18 protein-coding genes, 1 tRNA gene and 2 pseudogenes are annotated in these 13950 nt (G+C 66.7%); 14 read left to right on the forward strand and 7 right to left on the reverse strand.

The window, feature by feature from the left end; genetic code table 11:
• The 8 genes and pseudogenes from WKI94_RS09435 to WKI94_RS09470 form a co-directional block, all read left to right on the forward strand.
• A pseudogene (locus tag WKI94_RS09435) lies at nt 1-205 on the forward strand (DUF1640 domain-containing protein); the annotation flags it as partial.
• Entirely contained in the window at nt 202-672 is a 471-nt protein-coding gene (locus WKI94_RS09440) for a GspH/FimT family protein (protein ID WP_337845492.1), read from the forward strand. The pseudogene WKI94_RS09435 and the gene WKI94_RS09440, both read left to right, overlap by 4 nt.
• A 53-nt stretch (nt 673-725) precedes the next feature.
• Nucleotides 726-1193, forward strand: coding sequence for a GspH/FimT family protein (locus WKI94_RS09445; RefSeq protein WP_337845493.1), 468 nt, complete (start codon nt 726-728; stop codon nt 1191-1193).
• Nucleotides 1190-1750, forward strand: a complete 561-nt coding sequence (locus tag WKI94_RS09450; RefSeq protein WP_337845494.1) for a type II secretion system protein — start codon at nt 1190-1192, stop codon at nt 1748-1750. The genes WKI94_RS09445 and WKI94_RS09450 overlap by 4 nt, the downstream gene beginning before the upstream one ends.
• The gene (locus WKI94_RS09455; protein WP_337845495.1) at nt 1747-2439 is read left to right on the forward strand and encodes a prepilin-type N-terminal cleavage/methylation domain-containing protein; all 693 of its coding nucleotides are present in this window, start codon (nt 1747-1749) and stop codon (nt 2437-2439) included. The genes WKI94_RS09450 and WKI94_RS09455 overlap by 4 nt, the downstream gene beginning before the upstream one ends.
• A 9-nt stretch (nt 2440-2448) precedes the next feature.
• Nucleotides 2449-4137, forward strand: a complete 1689-nt coding sequence (locus WKI94_RS09460) for a PilX N-terminal domain-containing pilus assembly protein (protein WP_337845496.1) — start codon at nt 2449-2451, stop codon at nt 4135-4137.
• Between the two features lie 229 nt (nt 4138-4366).
• The gene (locus WKI94_RS09465) at nt 4367-4738 is read left to right on the forward strand and encodes a prepilin-type N-terminal cleavage/methylation domain-containing protein (RefSeq protein WP_337845497.1); all 372 of its coding nucleotides are present in this window, start codon (nt 4367-4369) and stop codon (nt 4736-4738) included.
• An 84-nt stretch (nt 4739-4822) separates the two neighbouring features.
• The gene (locus WKI94_RS09470) at nt 4823-5191 is read left to right on the forward strand and encodes a prepilin-type N-terminal cleavage/methylation domain-containing protein (RefSeq protein WP_337845498.1); all 369 of its coding nucleotides are present in this window, start codon (nt 4823-4825) and stop codon (nt 5189-5191) included.
• Between the two features lie 58 nt (nt 5192-5249).
• On the opposite strand, the gene WKI94_RS09475 is transcribed toward WKI94_RS09470, so the two are convergent.
• The 7 genes and pseudogenes from WKI94_RS09475 to WKI94_RS09505 form a co-directional block, all read right to left on the reverse strand.
• Nucleotides 5250-5810: a Uma2 family endonuclease gene (locus tag WKI94_RS09475; protein WP_337845499.1), complete on the reverse strand. Its 561-nt coding sequence runs from the start codon at nt 5808-5810 to the stop codon at nt 5250-5252.
• 43 nt (nt 5811-5853) lie between these two features.
• The gene (locus tag WKI94_RS09480; RefSeq protein WP_337845500.1) at nt 5854-6210 is read right to left on the reverse strand and encodes a DUF5615 family PIN-like protein; all 357 of its coding nucleotides are present in this window, start codon (nt 6208-6210) and stop codon (nt 5854-5856) included.
• Nucleotides 6207-6446 (reverse strand): DUF433 domain-containing protein, encoded by a 240-nt coding sequence (locus WKI94_RS09485; protein ID WP_337845501.1) that lies wholly within the window; start codon nt 6444-6446, stop codon nt 6207-6209. Before WKI94_RS09485 ends, WKI94_RS09480 begins: the two co-directional genes overlap by 4 nt.
• Before the next feature lie 291 nt (nt 6447-6737).
• Nucleotides 6738-7024 (reverse strand): annotated as a pseudogene (locus WKI94_RS09490) (Uma2 family endonuclease); the annotation flags it as partial.
• A gap of 43 nt (nt 7025-7067) precedes the next feature.
• On the reverse strand, nt 7068-7709 hold the full coding sequence (locus WKI94_RS09495) for a chromosome segregation protein ScpA (protein ID WP_337845502.1): 642 nt from the start codon (nt 7707-7709) through the stop codon (nt 7068-7070).
• Entirely contained in the window at nt 7706-8719 is a 1014-nt protein-coding gene (trpS, locus tag WKI94_RS09500; protein ID WP_337845503.1) for a tryptophan--tRNA ligase, read from the reverse strand. Before trpS ends, WKI94_RS09495 begins: the two co-directional genes overlap by 4 nt.
• 55 nt (nt 8720-8774) lie before the next feature.
• Nucleotides 8775-8861, reverse strand: a tRNA-Leu gene (locus WKI94_RS09505).
• A 194-nt stretch (nt 8862-9055) separates the two neighbouring features.
• Here WKI94_RS09505 and leuC point away from each other — a divergent pair.
• From leuC to WKI94_RS09535, 6 genes are all read left to right on the forward strand, one after another.
• Complete coding sequence (gene leuC, locus WKI94_RS09510) at nt 9056-10468, forward strand: 3-isopropylmalate dehydratase large subunit (RefSeq protein ID WP_337845504.1); 1413 nt, start codon at nt 9056-9058, stop codon at nt 10466-10468.
• A 4-nt stretch (nt 10469-10472) separates the two neighbouring features.
• Nucleotides 10473-11078: a 3-isopropylmalate dehydratase small subunit gene (gene leuD / locus WKI94_RS09515; protein ID WP_337845505.1), complete on the forward strand. Its 606-nt coding sequence runs from the start codon at nt 10473-10475 to the stop codon at nt 11076-11078.
• The gene (gene leuB, locus WKI94_RS09520; protein ID WP_337845506.1) at nt 11075-12112 is read left to right on the forward strand and encodes a 3-isopropylmalate dehydrogenase; all 1038 of its coding nucleotides are present in this window, start codon (nt 11075-11077) and stop codon (nt 12110-12112) included. Before leuD ends, leuB begins: the two co-directional genes overlap by 4 nt.
• A gap of 29 nt (nt 12113-12141) precedes the next feature.
• On the forward strand, nt 12142-12681 hold the full coding sequence (locus WKI94_RS09525) for a Uma2 family endonuclease (protein WP_337845507.1): 540 nt from the start codon (nt 12142-12144) through the stop codon (nt 12679-12681).
• Entirely contained in the window at nt 12678-13412 is a 735-nt protein-coding gene (locus WKI94_RS09530; RefSeq protein ID WP_337845508.1) for an SDR family NAD(P)-dependent oxidoreductase, read from the forward strand. The genes WKI94_RS09525 and WKI94_RS09530 overlap by 4 nt, the downstream gene beginning before the upstream one ends.
• A partial coding sequence (locus tag WKI94_RS09535) for a dihydroxy-acid dehydratase (protein WP_337845509.1) occupies nt 13409-13950 on the forward strand: 542 nt, incomplete at its 3' end. The genes WKI94_RS09530 and WKI94_RS09535, both read left to right, overlap by 4 nt.

Here is a 13950-nt window from a genome sequence, read left to right on the forward strand (position 1 = left end):
CCGCCAGGAGGTCAAGGCCGAGGCAGCAAGCCTTAGACAAGAAGTGAAGGCTGAAATCGCAGGCCTGCGGCAGGAGGTAGAAGACAAGTTCAACAGCCTCCGGCAAGAGGTCAAGGCGGAGATCAACGCCGCCTTCAACCGCACCATGCTGGTCTTCACCGGGCTGGGGGTGGCCCTGGCCCTCATCACCCTCCTCCGGCCTTGAAGGGGTTTTCCCTGCTGGAACTTCTCCTGGTCCTGGCCATCTTGGGCATCGCCCTGGCCCTGGGCCTCCCCCGTCTGAACCCCGATGCCCAGGCGGTAAACCAAGCGGCCAGAGGCCTCGCCGAACAGGTGGTCCGCGCCCGGCTCGAGGCCATCCGCCAAAACGCCCCCGCCGGGCTTCAGGTCTTCACCGAAGGGGCCGGCGGATACGTGGCCTTCGTGGACCGGAACGCAAACGGGGCCTACGACCCTGGGGAAGAGGTCCAGACGGTGCGCTTCGGGGAAGGCCCCTGGGCCCGGGTGCGGCTTGCCCCGGAGAGGAGCGCCTTGGGCAACCTTCCCCTCCTCTTTGACCCCCGGGGGGTGCCGGCCAAACCCATCACCGCCACCATCGCCCTCACCGACCCCCCTGGCAGGCACCTGCGAAAGGTGGTGGTGAGCCAGGCCGGGCGGGCCCGCCTGGAGTAACCCCCCCTTTTGGGGGATAGGCAGGAGGCCCGGCGGGGTCCAAGCTAAGAAGCGTGAGAAAGGGGTTTTCCCTGCTGGAACTCCTCCTGGTCCTAGCGGTTTTGGGCCTTGTCTTGGCCCTGGGCCTCCCCCGTCTGAACCCCGATGCCCAGGCGGTAAACCAAGCGACCAGAGGCCTCGCCGAACAGGTGGTCCGCGCCCGGCTCGAGGCCATCCGCCAAAACGCCTTCGTGGGCCTCCTCCTGGACCCAAGCCTGGGAGCGGGAGGGGGCTATGCGGTCTTCATAGACGAGGACGCGGACGGAAGCCTGGACGCGGGCGAGCGGGTCCTCCAGGAGGTGCGCTTCGGCCAGGGGGACTGGGGAAGGGTGCGCCTCAGCGCTCCCCAAAGCCCCACCGTCCTCCCCTTTGACCCCCGGGGCATCCCCCAGGGCTTCGCCGGAACCGCCGTCCGCCTGCAAAACCGCGCGGGCACCTACACCCGCGAGCTTCGGGTTTCCCCCCAAGGGAGGGTGCTGTGAGAAAGGGCCTCACCATTCTGGAAATCCTCATCGCCTTGGCCGTGCTGGGCATCGCCTTCGCCGCGCTCCTCACCAGCCAGATTTCCAGCCTGAGGACCTCGGCCCAAAGCCGCTTCGCCTCCGACACCAAGGCCTTCGCCGTGCAGGTGCTGGAAGACCTCTCCGCCCAGGCCCTGAGGACGGAAACCAGCTCCACCCAAAACACCTACACCGACGAGGAGCGGGGCGGGGTCTACCGGAGCTTCTACTTCATTGACTACTACTACGGCTGCCCCACCCCGGTCACGCCGCCCACGGGCTCCGGCATCCGCACCGCCTTGAGGACGGTGGCCTGCAGCGGCCAAAGGACGAGCCCCGAGGGCATCCGGGCTGACTGGGACTACATCGGCGAGGGCGGGCGCTTTGGGGAAGGGGTGCTCACGGTGGTGGTCACCGCCACCCACCCCAAGGGGCCCAGGGTAACGGTGGGGCGCCGCATCACCTGCTACGACGTCTACCCCTCCCCCACCCACGACAAGCCCCGCCCCTGCCCCGAACCCGGAGGTGGAAGGCCATGAAGAGGCACGGCTTCACCCTGGTGGAGCTCTTGGTGGCCTTGGCGCTCCTGGTCACCGCCCTGGCGGTGGGCCTCCGTTACTTCGTGGCCACCGCGGAAACAGGCCGGCTCACCCAGGCGAAGGGCGAACTCCAGGACCGGGTGCGCATGGTCATGCAGGTGGTCTCGGGAGACCTGCAGCTTGCGGGGGCCAAGTACTGGACCCGGGGCACCCAGAGCGTGGGCTTCACCCTGGTGGGGGTCCTTTTGGGTGCGGACGGGGGGGCCAAGGACACCCTCACCCTCCGCTACGTGACGAGCCTCCGGGAGCAAAACGCTGCCTGCCGCCGGGTGGACTACACCTTTGACGGGGACACCCTCCAAAGGAGCGACGTGAACATCACCCCAGGAAGCGGCACCGAGTGCCTCACCGGCACCCCAAGCCCTCAAGCCCTGGCGGACGGGATCCTGGCCCTGGACATCCAGTACCTCTGCTCTGACGGGAGCGTGAAGAACACCCCGGACTGCGGTGCCAGCGCCTACCCCCGCTCCGCCCGCCTCACCGTGGCCGGGTATAGCCTCACCCCGGTGCGTGGCGGCGGGGGAAGCCTCACCACGGTGAGCGGCCTGACCCTCACCTGCCCTAGGGACAGGCTCTGCTACGCCATGACCCAGGAAGTCCTCATGCCCAACCTCAAGCCGGTCCAATAGGAGGGACCCATGAGAAAACCCAAAGGAATCGCCCTGGTGGTCACCCTAAGCCTCCTCCTCCTCGTCGCCCTCCTGGTCTTCGGCACCTTCTTCACCACACAGCTGGAGCTTTGGATCACCCGGAACGACACCTCCTCCGTCCAGGCCTTCTACGCGGCGGAGGCGGGGCTTCAGAAGTACAAGACCGCCCTCTTCCAGCAGTACGTCTGGCAGGAGCGCACCGGCGGGAACCCCACCACCGGCGGAAGCACGGTCTGCTACTCCAGCCTTAGCGCGGGGATTGACTGGAACCGAAACGGGGTCATAGACCCGGGTGAGGCCTTCACCGGCGACACCATGACCCTGGCCCAGAACGAAGCCGTGGTGGATGCGAATGGGCGCCCTGTGGGGCGCTACACCGTGACCCTGGTGCGCACCAGCGCCCCCCGGGTCTACACCCTCATCTCCCGGGGGGAGTCCTCGGGGGCCCGGGCCCGGGTCCAAGCCACCATCCTCCTGGAAACCCCTAGCCCCCTAAACCTCGCCATCTTCGCCGGAAGCGGTCAGGCCAACCGGTGGCTGAACGGCGGGGCCACCATCCGGGGGGGGATTTACATCGTGGGGGACCCAAACAACCCGGACCAGGAGGTCATCTCCTCCAACGGGAACTTCAGCCTCCTCAACTGGTACGACCTGAGGGCCTACGGCGACCTGCAAAACTACGTCACCGAGGCTAACCGCCAGGCCCAGGACCTCTGCGCCTCCTTGAGGGTGCAGTACGGCAAGATCTCCGTGGGGGGAAGCACCCAGATTGGGGAGCCGGATAACCGGGTGAAGGGGGTCTTCGTGGGCCGGGGCATGCAGGACATCACCGGAAACGCGGTGGACGTGTGCACCCGCACCAAAGGGGTCTGCACCGAGGCCATCGGGGGCTTTGACCTCTCCGACCCCCCCACCTTCCCCACCCTGGACGGCCCTGGAGGGTGCGGGGAGGGCAAGAGCTGGCGGCAGTGCATCCGGCAGGATGCCGCGAACAGCCTCCGCATCGTCCGGGGTAACCCCTTGCCCATCATCGGCTGGCCCCTCCTGGCTGCCCCTCCCCTGCCTCCCGCCTCCTGCCTAGCCGCCTTTGGCTCGAGCACGGTGCAGCTTGATGGGAACACGGTGGACTGCTCCTACACCCTCCCAAGCGGAGCCAAGGGAGGCTTCCGCTACCTCGCGGGCAACCCGGCCACCCTGGAGGTCTACGGCACCGTGGCCCTGGAGGGGTTTGACCTGGTCTTGAAGCGGGACACCCTTTACCAGGCCCAAACGGGAAACCGCAAAAACGCCACCCTGGCCGTGCTGCGCCAAGGGGGAAGTGGGGGGAACCTCACGGTGGGGGGTAACCTCCTCCCGAACCAATCTCAGGGCCTCTTTCCCGAGCACGTGCTGGGCTTAGTGGTGGAAAGGGACCTTTACCAGCAGGGGCGGTACATGGCCGCCCCCCTCTACGCCGGGGGCACCTTCCGCATCGTGAAGCAGAACGTGCTCATCGGCTCGGTGATGTCGGGCGAGTTCTGCACCACCAGCGCCGGGAACCAGACCTCCTGCAACGCGGGCCAGTCGGCGGAGGTGGTCTTCGTGAACACCGGGGCCAACAAGCCCTACGCCCTGCGCCTGGCGGACCGGGTAGCGGGGCGGTACGCTTTCCTCATCCTCTCCTATGAGCGGCGCTGAGGGGAGCCTTTCACACCCTTCCCCCATCCTGAGGCTGACCCCCCCAAAAGGGGGGGTTGACAAGGGGGGAAAGGGAGATAGATAATAGACCCCAGGAAGGAGGTGAAAAGGGTTAAGAAAAGGTAAGTTGAAGGTGCGGCGGTTGGTCGGCTGGAAGGCTGCAAGGCTCTTATGGACCGCGCACATCATCCCGCGCGGGGAATGATAGGAAAAGGATAAGGAGAGAAAGATGCGGAACGCGAAAGGTTTCACCCTGATTGAGCTCCTGATCGTCATCGCCATCATCGGCATCTTGGCCGCGGTGCTGGTGCCCAACCTGTTGAACGCTCGGAAGCGGGCCAACGACTCTGCTGCAATGGCTTACACCCGGAACTTGGCCACCGAAATCGAGGCTCAGCGCGACCCCACCACGGGCAAGGTCACTGTAAATACTTGCCCTGATAACGTCAACAAGCCTGCTATCGTAACCGACTGCACCGTTGAACGAACTAACCACGATACGGACTTCAAGATTACAGTTGAATACTCCAACGGTTCCGGCGACAAAGTTGAATACGACAGCGCGACGGGCCAGCTTAAAGTACTTAAAGTAGACGAGTAGTACGATAGTAGCGTAGCCTAGGTCTCATCGTAAGCCAACCCGGGCTAAAGAAGCCCGGGGTTGGTTTCACAGGAGGACGGGCCAATGAGGACTACCAAGGGCTTCGCCTTAGTGGAGTTATTGGTGGCTCTAGTCATCGTATTGTTGCTCCTCAGCCTCCTCTACCTTGCCGTCACTCCCACCCGGAAAAAGGCCAACCTCATTGCCGGCCAAACCTACGCCCGGAGCGTGGCCACCGACCTGGAAGCCCTGCGGGAGCCCTCCACCGGGGCCCTACCCCAAAACCTCACGGACTGCACCCAGGGGTTTGGTGCCAAACCTTCCACAGTCGTAGAGTGCACCATCTCCTACCCAGACCCCACCAACTTCTCCATCCGCCTCCGTCTGAAGGGAGCCACGCACTCGGAAGTGGTCTATGACGGTGCCACCGGAACCCTAGCCGTCCGCCCCTGAAAGGGGCAAGCCCATGGGCAGGGGGAGGCCAGGCCTCCCCCTGCCCCCTTACCCCACCTCAGCCCTCCAGGTCCACGCCCTCGTAGATGGCCTCCAGGGGGAGGCCCACCCCCAGGCAGGGCACCTCCACCGCCCCCTCCTCCACCAGCTCGTAAAGCCACCCCTCCGTCCCCCGGGTGTAGGCCTCCACCCTAGGGGCGCGGCTATCCACCAAAAGGTAGCCCTGGAGGCTTGGGATCTCCCGGTAGCGCCAAAGCTTCTCCCGGCGGTCTATGGCCTCGGTAGCCTCGGAAAGGACCTCCACCAGGAGGCAAGGGGCCTCCTCGTAGTGGGTGTGGGGAGGCTCCCCGGCGCAAACCACCATGAGGTCGGGGTAGTAGAAGGTCCGTTCGGAAACCCGGAGCTTGACCGTTCCCATGTAGACGCGGCACCCCCTGGCCCGGGCCTGGGGCCGGAGGAGGGCGTAAAGGTTGCCCACCAGGAGGTTGTGCACCCGGCTGGCCCCCGCCATGGCGTAGGGCACGCCCTCCACAAGCTCATGCCGGAGGGGCTGGCCTTCCTCCCAGGCCAGGTAGGCCTCGGCCGCCATGGGCTTTAGGACCTTAGCGGCTTTGCCCACGAGGGACATTGTACGCCCCAGGCTCCTCGAGCTCGAGGCCACCTCAAAAGTGCGCTATAATCACTTCCCGTCCCAGTTCCACGTACCGGTAAGCCGCCAAAAGCCCCACCAGCCGATCCAGCTCCCGCAGGAACAGCGCTTCCAGCTCCCGGTTGGAGATGTTGCCGGTGGAGATGAGGAGGAGCTTGTAGGGAGCCCCTTCCAGCACCAGGCTTCGGGCGAAGTCCCCGTCCTTGGTCACCACCACCCGCCCCTCCCGAAGGGAAAGGGCGTTGATCTCCCGGTCGGGTGTGGCGTTCCCCCGGGGAAGCTCCGAGGTGTGGAGGGCATCGTACCCCCGCTCTCGCAGGAGGCGCACCAGGCGGAAGGGCAGGTGGGCGTCCACCAGGAAGCGGGTCACGCCACCCTCAGCACCGCCCCCACCTCGCTGAGCCGAGCGGCGTAGAGGAGGGCGGCCTGGATATCCTCCCGCTCCAGGTCGGGGTAGTCCTCCAAGATCTCCTCCGGGGTCATCCCGCTGGCCAGAAGCTCCAGGATCACCCGTACCGGGTAGCGCAGGCCCCGGAGGGTAGGCTGGCCGTGGTTGATCTCCGGGTCCAAGGTAATGCGCCGAAGCAGCTCTTCAGGACCGCTCATGGCTCCAGTGTAACGGCCTGAAGGGCTTTAGGCCTTTACCTCACGCTGCCCGTCCGGGGTAGGGATAAAGGCCCTCCCGCCCCATGGCCTCGGCGGCGTAGAGAAGGGCCGCCTGTATGGCCTCCCGGGTTAGACGGGCTCAAGACCCTCCTGGAACGCCTGCCAGAAGCGTTCCGGGAGGAGGCGGCCGACTTTGCTCCCTCCCGAAGGCCACACGGAAGCCGACCTGAAGGAGCGCGGGTGAAGCCCGGAACCCTCTTCCGCGCTTTCCTAGGCCGCATAAACCAGCGCCTATACTCCTGGCTCACCGCCGGTCTCTAAGGGCACGCCCTCGTAGATGGCCTCCAGGGGGAGGCCCACCCCCAGGCAGGGCACCTCCACCGCCCCCTCCTCCACCAGCTCGTAAAGCCACCCCTCCGTCCCCCGGGTGTAGGCCTCCACCCTAGGGGCGCGGCTTTCCACCAAAAGGTGGCCCTGGAGGCTTGGGATCTCCCGGTAGCGCCAAAGCTTCTCCCGGCGGTCTATGGCCTCGGTGCCCTGGAAAGGACCTCCACCACCAGACAGGGCCCTTCCTTGTAGAGGATGGGGGTCCTCCGCGCACACCCCTTTGAAGAAGGAAGCCTAGGCCGAAAGCTCCTCCCTCAGGGCCCCTTTGGGCTCCACGTAGAGGGGGGCGAAGTTGGCCTCCTGCTCCAGGCGCACCTCCCCCAGGCGGAAGGCCTCGAGGAGGGCGGCAAACCCCACGGCCCGCTCCGCCCAGCCCTTTAGGGGGAGGCGGTGGAAGGGGGTGCGCCCCTTTAGGAAGGCCCTAAGGCGGGCCCAGGCCTCCCTTAGGCCAAAAGGCTCCTGGGGCAGGGCCAAGACCGCTTTCTTGAAGGGCCTCGCCGCCTGCCAAAGGGCCTTGGGGGAAAGCCTGGGGGCGGGCCTGGGCAGGGGGGGCGGGGCCACGGGGAGGCGGGGGCGCTTTAGGCGCTCCTCCAGGAAGGCCACCGTTTCGGAAAGGTCCAGGAGAAGCCGCACAAGGGGGGCCTCCTCCGCCCCTTCCTCCACCAGGGCCTTTTCGGGGGCCAGCTTCAGGAGAAGGAGCTCGGCCAGGATGGGGAGCACCTCGCTCCTCTCCCTTAGGGAAGGGGGAAGCTGGGCCAGGGCTTCCTCAATCACCACGAGAACGGGCACCGCCCTGGGGGAGACCCGCCCTCGCTTCAGGGCCTCCCGTAGCTCCCAGGGGGTGCCGGTGAAGCCGGGGAAGCGGACCTGGATCACCGGAGCACCGGCCGCTTCTTAGGCAGGAGGAGGCCCACCTTCTCCCGCACCTCCTCCATGGTGGCCTGGGCCAGGGCGCGGGCCCGCTTGGCCCCTTCCAGAAGGGCATCCATCACGTAGTCCGGCTCCTTCTTCAGGGCCTCGGCCCGCTCGCGGATAGGCCTTAGGGTGCGCATGAGGTGGTCAAAGAGGATGCGCTTCACCGTAAGGGTCCCCACCCCCGCCCGGCGGTACTCCTCCTTCAGGGCCTCCACCAGCTCCGGGGGGGCGAAGTAGGAGAGGTAGGTGAAGACCACGGTGCGGCTTGGGTCCCCGGGGTCGGAAAGGCGGATCCTCTGGGGGTCGTCGGGAAGGTGGCGGATCTTTTCCCAGATGCGCTCCTCAGGCTCCAAAAGGCCGATGGTGTTCCCCAGGGACTTGCTCATCTTGGCCTTGCCGTCTATCCCCGGCACCCGCGGGGCCTTGGGGTTTAGGAGGGCCTGGGGCTCGGGGAAGGTTTCGCCGAAGAGACCGTTGAAGCGGCGGGCGATCTCCCGGGTGAGCTCAATGTGTTGCACCTGGTCCTCCCCCACGGGGACAGTGTCCGCCTTGTAGATGAGGATGTCCGCCGCCTGCAGGACGGGGTACATGAGGAGGCCCGACCAGACGGTCTCCTGCCGGCTGGCCTTGTCCTTGAACTGGGTCATACGGGTGAGGTCCCCTAGGGGGGTGAGGGTGGTGAAGACCCAGGCAAGCTCGGTGTGCTCGGGCACGTGGGACTGGACGAAGAGGGTGACCTTTTCCGGGTCCAGCCCCGCGGCAATGTTCACCAAGGCGGCCTCAAAGGTGCGCTGGGCCAGGGTCTCGGGCTCGTAGGAAAGGGGGTTGGTGAGGGCGTGGTAGTCCACGATGCAGAAGAGGGCATCCCGCCCCAGCTTCTCCCCGAGCTCCACCCATTGCTTGATGGCCCCCAGGTAGTTGCCGATGTGGATCTCCCCCGAGGGCTGGATGCCGGAGAGAACCCGCTTCATGGCCTAAGGATAGCAAAGAAGCCGGAAAAGGCAAAAGGCCCCTTGCGGGGCCTTCTGGTGCCGGGGGCGGGACTTGAACCCGCACGCCCTTGCGGGCACATGACCCTGAATCATGCGCGTCTACCAATTCCGCCACCCCGGCAGACGCAAGGGTCATTGTAGAGGAGGGATCCCCTTCCGTCAAGCTTGACCCCAAGGCCAGAGACCGGTAGGCTATGGGGCAATGCGGCGGGGCATCCTGCTATCCCTAGACCGGGCGGGCCCGGTCTAGGGAAAGGGCGTTGCCGCACTCCCCCCGGGCCCACAAAGCCCGGGGGGTTTTGCCAAGGAGGGCTCATGGGAAAGACGCTGTACGAGAAGGTTTGGGAAGCCCACGAGGTGAGGAAGCTTAGGAACGGGCAAAGCCAGCTTTTCATAGACCTGCACCTCCTCCACGAGGTGACGAGCCCCCAGGCCTTTGGCATGCTCAAGGACCTGGGCCTTAAGGTGCGCTTCCCCCACCGCACCTTCGCCACCGTGGACCACATCGTCCCCACCCACGACCGCACCGAGCCCTTCCAGGACCCCCTGGCCCAGGCCATGCTGGACGCCCTTAGGCAGAACACCAAGGAGCACGGCATCGCCTTCTTTGACCTGGGGAGCGGGAACCAGGGCATCGTGCACGTGATCGGGCCCCAACTCGGCCTCACCCAACCGGGCATGACCATCGCCTGCGGGGACTCCCACACCTCCACCCACGGGGCCTTCGGGGCGGTGGCCTTTGGCATCGGCACCAGCCAGGTGCGGGACGTGCTGGCCACCCAGACCATCGCCGCGGGCAAGCTCAAGGTGCGCCGGATCAACGTAGAGGGGACCCTGGCCCCTGGGGTCTACGCCAAGGACGTGATCCTGCACATCATCCGCACCCTGGGGGTGAAGGGGGGCTTGGGCTACGCCTACGAGTACGGGGGAAGCGCGGTGGAGGCCATGGACATGGAAAGCCGCATGACCCTTTGCAACATGTCCATTGAGGGTGGGGCGCGCATCGGGTACGTGAACCCCGACGAGACCACCTTCCGCTACCTCGAGGGCCGCCCCTACGGCCCCAAGGGGGCGGAGTGGGAGGAGGCCAAGAAGCGGTGGCTCTCCTTCCGCTCCGACCCCGACGCCCACTACGACGATGTGGTCACCTTCCGGGCGGAGGAGATCGCCCCCACGGTGACCTGGGGCATCACCCCTGCCCAGGCCATCCCCATTGACGGGCGCATCCCCTACCTCTCCGAGCTCCCCGAGGAGGAGCGGCCCACCGCGGAGGAGGCCCTGGCCTACATGGGCTTCAAGGAGGGGCAGCCCATCAAGGGGGTGCCGGTGCAGGTGGCCTTCATCGGGAGCTGCACCAACGCCCGGCTTTCCGACCTGCGGGAGGTGGCCCGCCACCTCAAGGGGCACCGGGTGAAGAAGGGCGTGCGGGCCCTGGTGGTGCCGGGCTCGGAGTGGGTGGCGAGGAAAGCCGAGGAGGAGGGCATCGCCGAGGTCTTCCGCGAGGCGGGGTTTGAGTGGCGGATGCCGGGCTGCTCCATGTGCCTGGCCATGAACCCGGACCGCCTCCAGGGGGACGAGCTTGCCGCAAGCAGCTCCAACCGCAACTACAAGGGGAGGATGGGAAGCCCAAAGGGGCGCACCGTCCTCATGAGCCCCCTCATGGTGGCCGCGGCCGCCGTGGCGGGGGAGATCGCGGACGCCAGGGAAGTCTTTGGGATCGGGAGGTAAAGCCATGCTGGAAAAGTTCACCACGATCCGTGGCCGCGCGGTGCCCCTAAGGGGCGAGGACATTGACACCGACCGCATCATCCCCGCCCGCTTCATGAAGACCATCACCTTCGAGGGCCTGGGGCAGTACCTCTTCTACGACGAGCGCTTTGACGAGAAGGGGAACCCCAAGCCCCACCCCCTGAACGACCCCCGCTATAGGAGGGCCACCATCCTCCTGGTGGAGGCCGGTTTCGGCTCCGGCTCTAGCCGCGAGCACGCCCCCCAGGCCATCAAGCGCTACGGGTTTAAGGCCATCATCGGGGAGAGCTTTGCGGAGATCTTCTTCGGGAACGCCACCGCCATCGGCCTCCCCTGCGTGACCCTGGCCAAGGAGGACCTCGAGGCCCTCTTCCAGGCGGTGGAGGAAGACCCCTCCTTGGAGGTGGAGATTGACCTCGTGGGTAAGGAGGTGCGCTTCGGGGGGAGGGCCGCCCCCCTTTCCATCCGGGAGGAGGCGCGGGAGGCCCTGGTGGAGGGGCTTTGGGACCCCATCGGTGAGCTCTTGCAGGCCGGGGAGCTCCTGGAGGCGTTTGACCGCAGGCTCCCCTACCCCAGGAGGGCGGAATGAGGGTGGCGGTCCTGCCAGGGGACGGCATTGGCCCCGAGGTGACGGAGGCCGCCCTTAAGGTCCTAAGGGCCCTGGACGAGGCTCACGGCCTAGGCCTCACCTACGAGGTCTTCCCCTTCGGGGGGGCGGCCATAGACGGGTACGGGGAGCCCTTCCCCGAGCCCACCCGGAAGGGGGTGGAGGCGGCGGAGGCGGTGCTTTTGGGGAGCGTGGGGGGGCCCAAGTGGGACGGCCTTCCGAGGAAGATCCGGCCGGAAACCGGCCTCCTCGCGCTGAGGAAAAGCCAAGACCTCTTCGCTAACCTCCGCCCGGCCAAGGTCTTCCCGGGACTGGAAAGGCTTTCCCCCCTCAAGGAGGAGATCGCCCGGGGGGTGGACGTGCTCATCGTGCGGGAGCTCACCGGGGGGATCTACTTCGGGGAGCCCCGGGGGATGTCCGAGGCCGAGGCCTGGAACACCGAGCGCTACTCCAAGCCCGAGGTGGAGCGGGTGGCCAGGGTGGCCTTTGAGGCGGCGAGAAAGCGGCGGAAGCACGTGACCAGCGTGGACAAGGCCAACGTGCTGGAGGTGGGGGAGTTTTGGCGGAAGACGGTGGCCGAGGTGGCCCAGGGCTACCCCGACGTGGCCCTGGAGCACCAGTACGTGGACGCCATGGCCATGCACCTGGTGCGAAGCCCGGCCCGCTTTGACGTGGTGGTCACGGGGAACATCTTCGGGGACATCCTCTCCGACCTGGCTTCCGTGCTGCCCGGCTCCTTGGGCCTCCTCCCCTCCGCCTCCTTGGGCCGGGGCACCCCGGTGTTTGAACCCGTGCACGGCTCCGCTCCCGACATCGCCGGGAAGGGGCTTGCCAACCCCACCGCGGCCATCCTCTCCGCGGCCATGATGCTGGAGCACGCCTTCGGCCTGGTGGAGCTCGCCCGCAAGGTGGAGGAGGCGGTGGCCAAGGCCCTTCTAGAGACCCCGCCCCCCGACCTCGGCGGCCAAGCGGGCACCGAGGCCTTCACCAGGAGCGTGCTGGCCCACCTGCGCTAGGGGGAGAAGCCCCTTGCTACCATGAGGGCATGACCCGGCACCGGTTCAGCGTGGAGGACTTCCACCGCATGGTGGAGGCGGGGATCCTCTCCGAGGACGACCGGGTGGAGCCTTTGGAGGGGGAGGTGGTGGAGCCGAGCCCGGTGGGGAAACGGCACATGGCTACCGTTAAGAAGCTTATGGATGCCTTTTTTCCTCTTCAGGCCCGCCGTCAGGCTCTGCTACAGGTCCAAGACCCGCTCCGCCTTTCACCGGACACCGAGCCCCAGCCCGACCTCGCCATCCTTCGTTTTAGGGAAGATTTCTATGCGGAAAAAATCCCCGAGGCGGAGGACCCCCCTTTGGTGATAGAAGTGGCGGAAAGCTCCCTGGACTATGACCTCAAGGTGAAGCTCCCCCTCTACGCCAGGGCCGGGGTCCTCGAGGTCTGGGTGGTGGACCTGGAGAACCGGCGGGTCCTGGTCCACCGGAACCCCGAGGGGCGGGCCTACCGGGAGGCCCTGGCCTTAGGCCCAGGGGAAAGCCTGGACTTCTTGGGCGTCCGGATCCCTTTGGAGGAACTCCTATGAGAAAGACCCTCATCCTCACCGGGGCGAGCCGCGGTATCGGCAAGGCCCTGGCCCTGGAGCTGGCCCGCACCGGGTACCACCTGGTCCTGAACGCCCGCTCGGAAGAGCCCCTGAAGGCGGTATTGGAGGAGGTGCGGGCCCTGGGGGCCCAGGCGGAGATGGTGGCGGGTAGTGCCGGAAAAAGGGAGGTGGCCGAGGCCCTGGTGGAAAGGGCTAAGGCCCTTGGGGGCTTTTACGGCTACATCCACAACGCCGGGGTCCTCCATCCGGGGCCCTTCCTCTTTGAGCTGGCAGAGGGGCTTTTCCTGGAGGTCCTCGATGCCAACCTCATCGCCGGCTACCAGCTCGCCCGCTTCGCCTACCCGCACCTCCTGGCCCAAGGGGAGGGGCTTGCGGTTTACGTGGGCTCGGGGGCGGCGAAGAGCAACCTCCCTGGCATCGGGGCCTACGCCGTGGCCAAGGCGGCGGAGGAGCACCTAGCCCGGCAGCTGGCCACAGAGGCCCCGGAGGTGGCCTGCTTCATCTACCGCCCCGGGGTGGTGGAGACGGAGATGCAACGGGCCGCCCGGGAGGCCCAAGGAGGGGCGGCCCCGGTGCTCCAGCGGGTGTTCAGGGGGTACAAGGAAGAAGGCCGCCTCCTCACCCCCGAGGAGGCGGCCAAGGGCCTGGTCCGGCTCCTCCCCCGGGCCAGGAGCTTCCACGGCAAGATCGCTACCTGGAGGGACGCATGAGGTCAGACCGGATCAAGAAAGGACTGCAGCAGGCTCCCGCCCGGGCCATGCTCCGGGCGGTGGGGGTAGGGGACGAGGACTTCTCTAGGCCCTTCGTGGGGGTGGTGAACACCTTCACCGACGGCATGCCCTGCAACGCCCATCTCCGGCAGCTGGCCCTGGACCTGAAGGCGGGGCTTAAGGAAGCCGGGGTCTTCCCCTTTGAGTTTGGGGCCCCCGCCATCTCCGACGGTATCAGCATGGGCACCCCCGGGATGCGGGCAAGCCTCGTGAGCCGGGAGGTTATCGCGGACAGCGTGGAGCTCGTGGCCCAAGGCTACCTCTACGACGGGATGGCGGTGCTCTCCGCCTGCGACAAGACCATCCCCGGGGGGGCCATGGGGGTCATCCGCAGCGGCGTGCCGGGAATGGTCCTTTACGGGGGGACCATCGCCCCCGGGGTCTACGGGAACCGGAAGCTTACCATCGTGTCGGTCTTTGAGGCGGTGGGGCAACAGGCCGCAGGGAGGATCTCCGAGGAGGAGCTTTTGGAGATTGA

This window comes from Thermus sp. (assembly GCF_037444525.1).
Taxonomy (GTDB): domain Bacteria; phylum Deinococcota; class Deinococci; order Deinococcales; family Thermaceae; genus Thermus.

What these genes read in the sequence shown, in the direction of transcription:
- leuD (WP_337845505.1), top strand. Translation starts at nt 10,473, where the DNA reads ATGCTGGAAAAGTTCACCACGATCCGTGGCCGCGCGGTGCCCCTAAGG.
- WKI94_RS09485 (WP_337845501.1), bottom strand. Translation starts at nt 6,446, where the DNA reads ATGAGCGGTCCTGAAGAGCTGCTTCGGCGCATTACCTTGGACCCGGAG.
- WKI94_RS09530 (WP_337845508.1), top strand. Translation starts at nt 12,678, where the DNA reads ATGAGAAAGACCCTCATCCTCACCGGGGCGAGCCGCGGTATCGGCAAG.
- WKI94_RS09465 (WP_337845497.1), top strand. Translation starts at nt 4,367, where the DNA reads ATGCGGAACGCGAAAGGTTTCACCCTGATTGAGCTCCTGATCGTCATC.
- trpS (WP_337845503.1), bottom strand. Translation starts at nt 8,719, where the DNA reads ATGAAGCGGGTTCTCTCCGGCATCCAGCCCTCGGGGGAGATCCACATC.
- WKI94_RS09525 (WP_337845507.1), top strand. Translation starts at nt 12,142, where the DNA reads ATGACCCGGCACCGGTTCAGCGTGGAGGACTTCCACCGCATGGTGGAG.
- WKI94_RS09455 (WP_337845495.1), top strand. Translation starts at nt 1,747, where the DNA reads ATGAAGAGGCACGGCTTCACCCTGGTGGAGCTCTTGGTGGCCTTGGCG.
- leuC (WP_337845504.1), top strand. Translation starts at nt 9,056, where the DNA reads ATGGGAAAGACGCTGTACGAGAAGGTTTGGGAAGCCCACGAGGTGAGG.
- leuB (WP_337845506.1), top strand. Translation starts at nt 11,075, where the DNA reads ATGAGGGTGGCGGTCCTGCCAGGGGACGGCATTGGCCCCGAGGTGACG.
- WKI94_RS09460 (WP_337845496.1), top strand. Translation starts at nt 2,449, where the DNA reads ATGAGAAAACCCAAAGGAATCGCCCTGGTGGTCACCCTAAGCCTCCTC.
- WKI94_RS09470 (WP_337845498.1), top strand. Translation starts at nt 4,823, where the DNA reads ATGAGGACTACCAAGGGCTTCGCCTTAGTGGAGTTATTGGTGGCTCTA.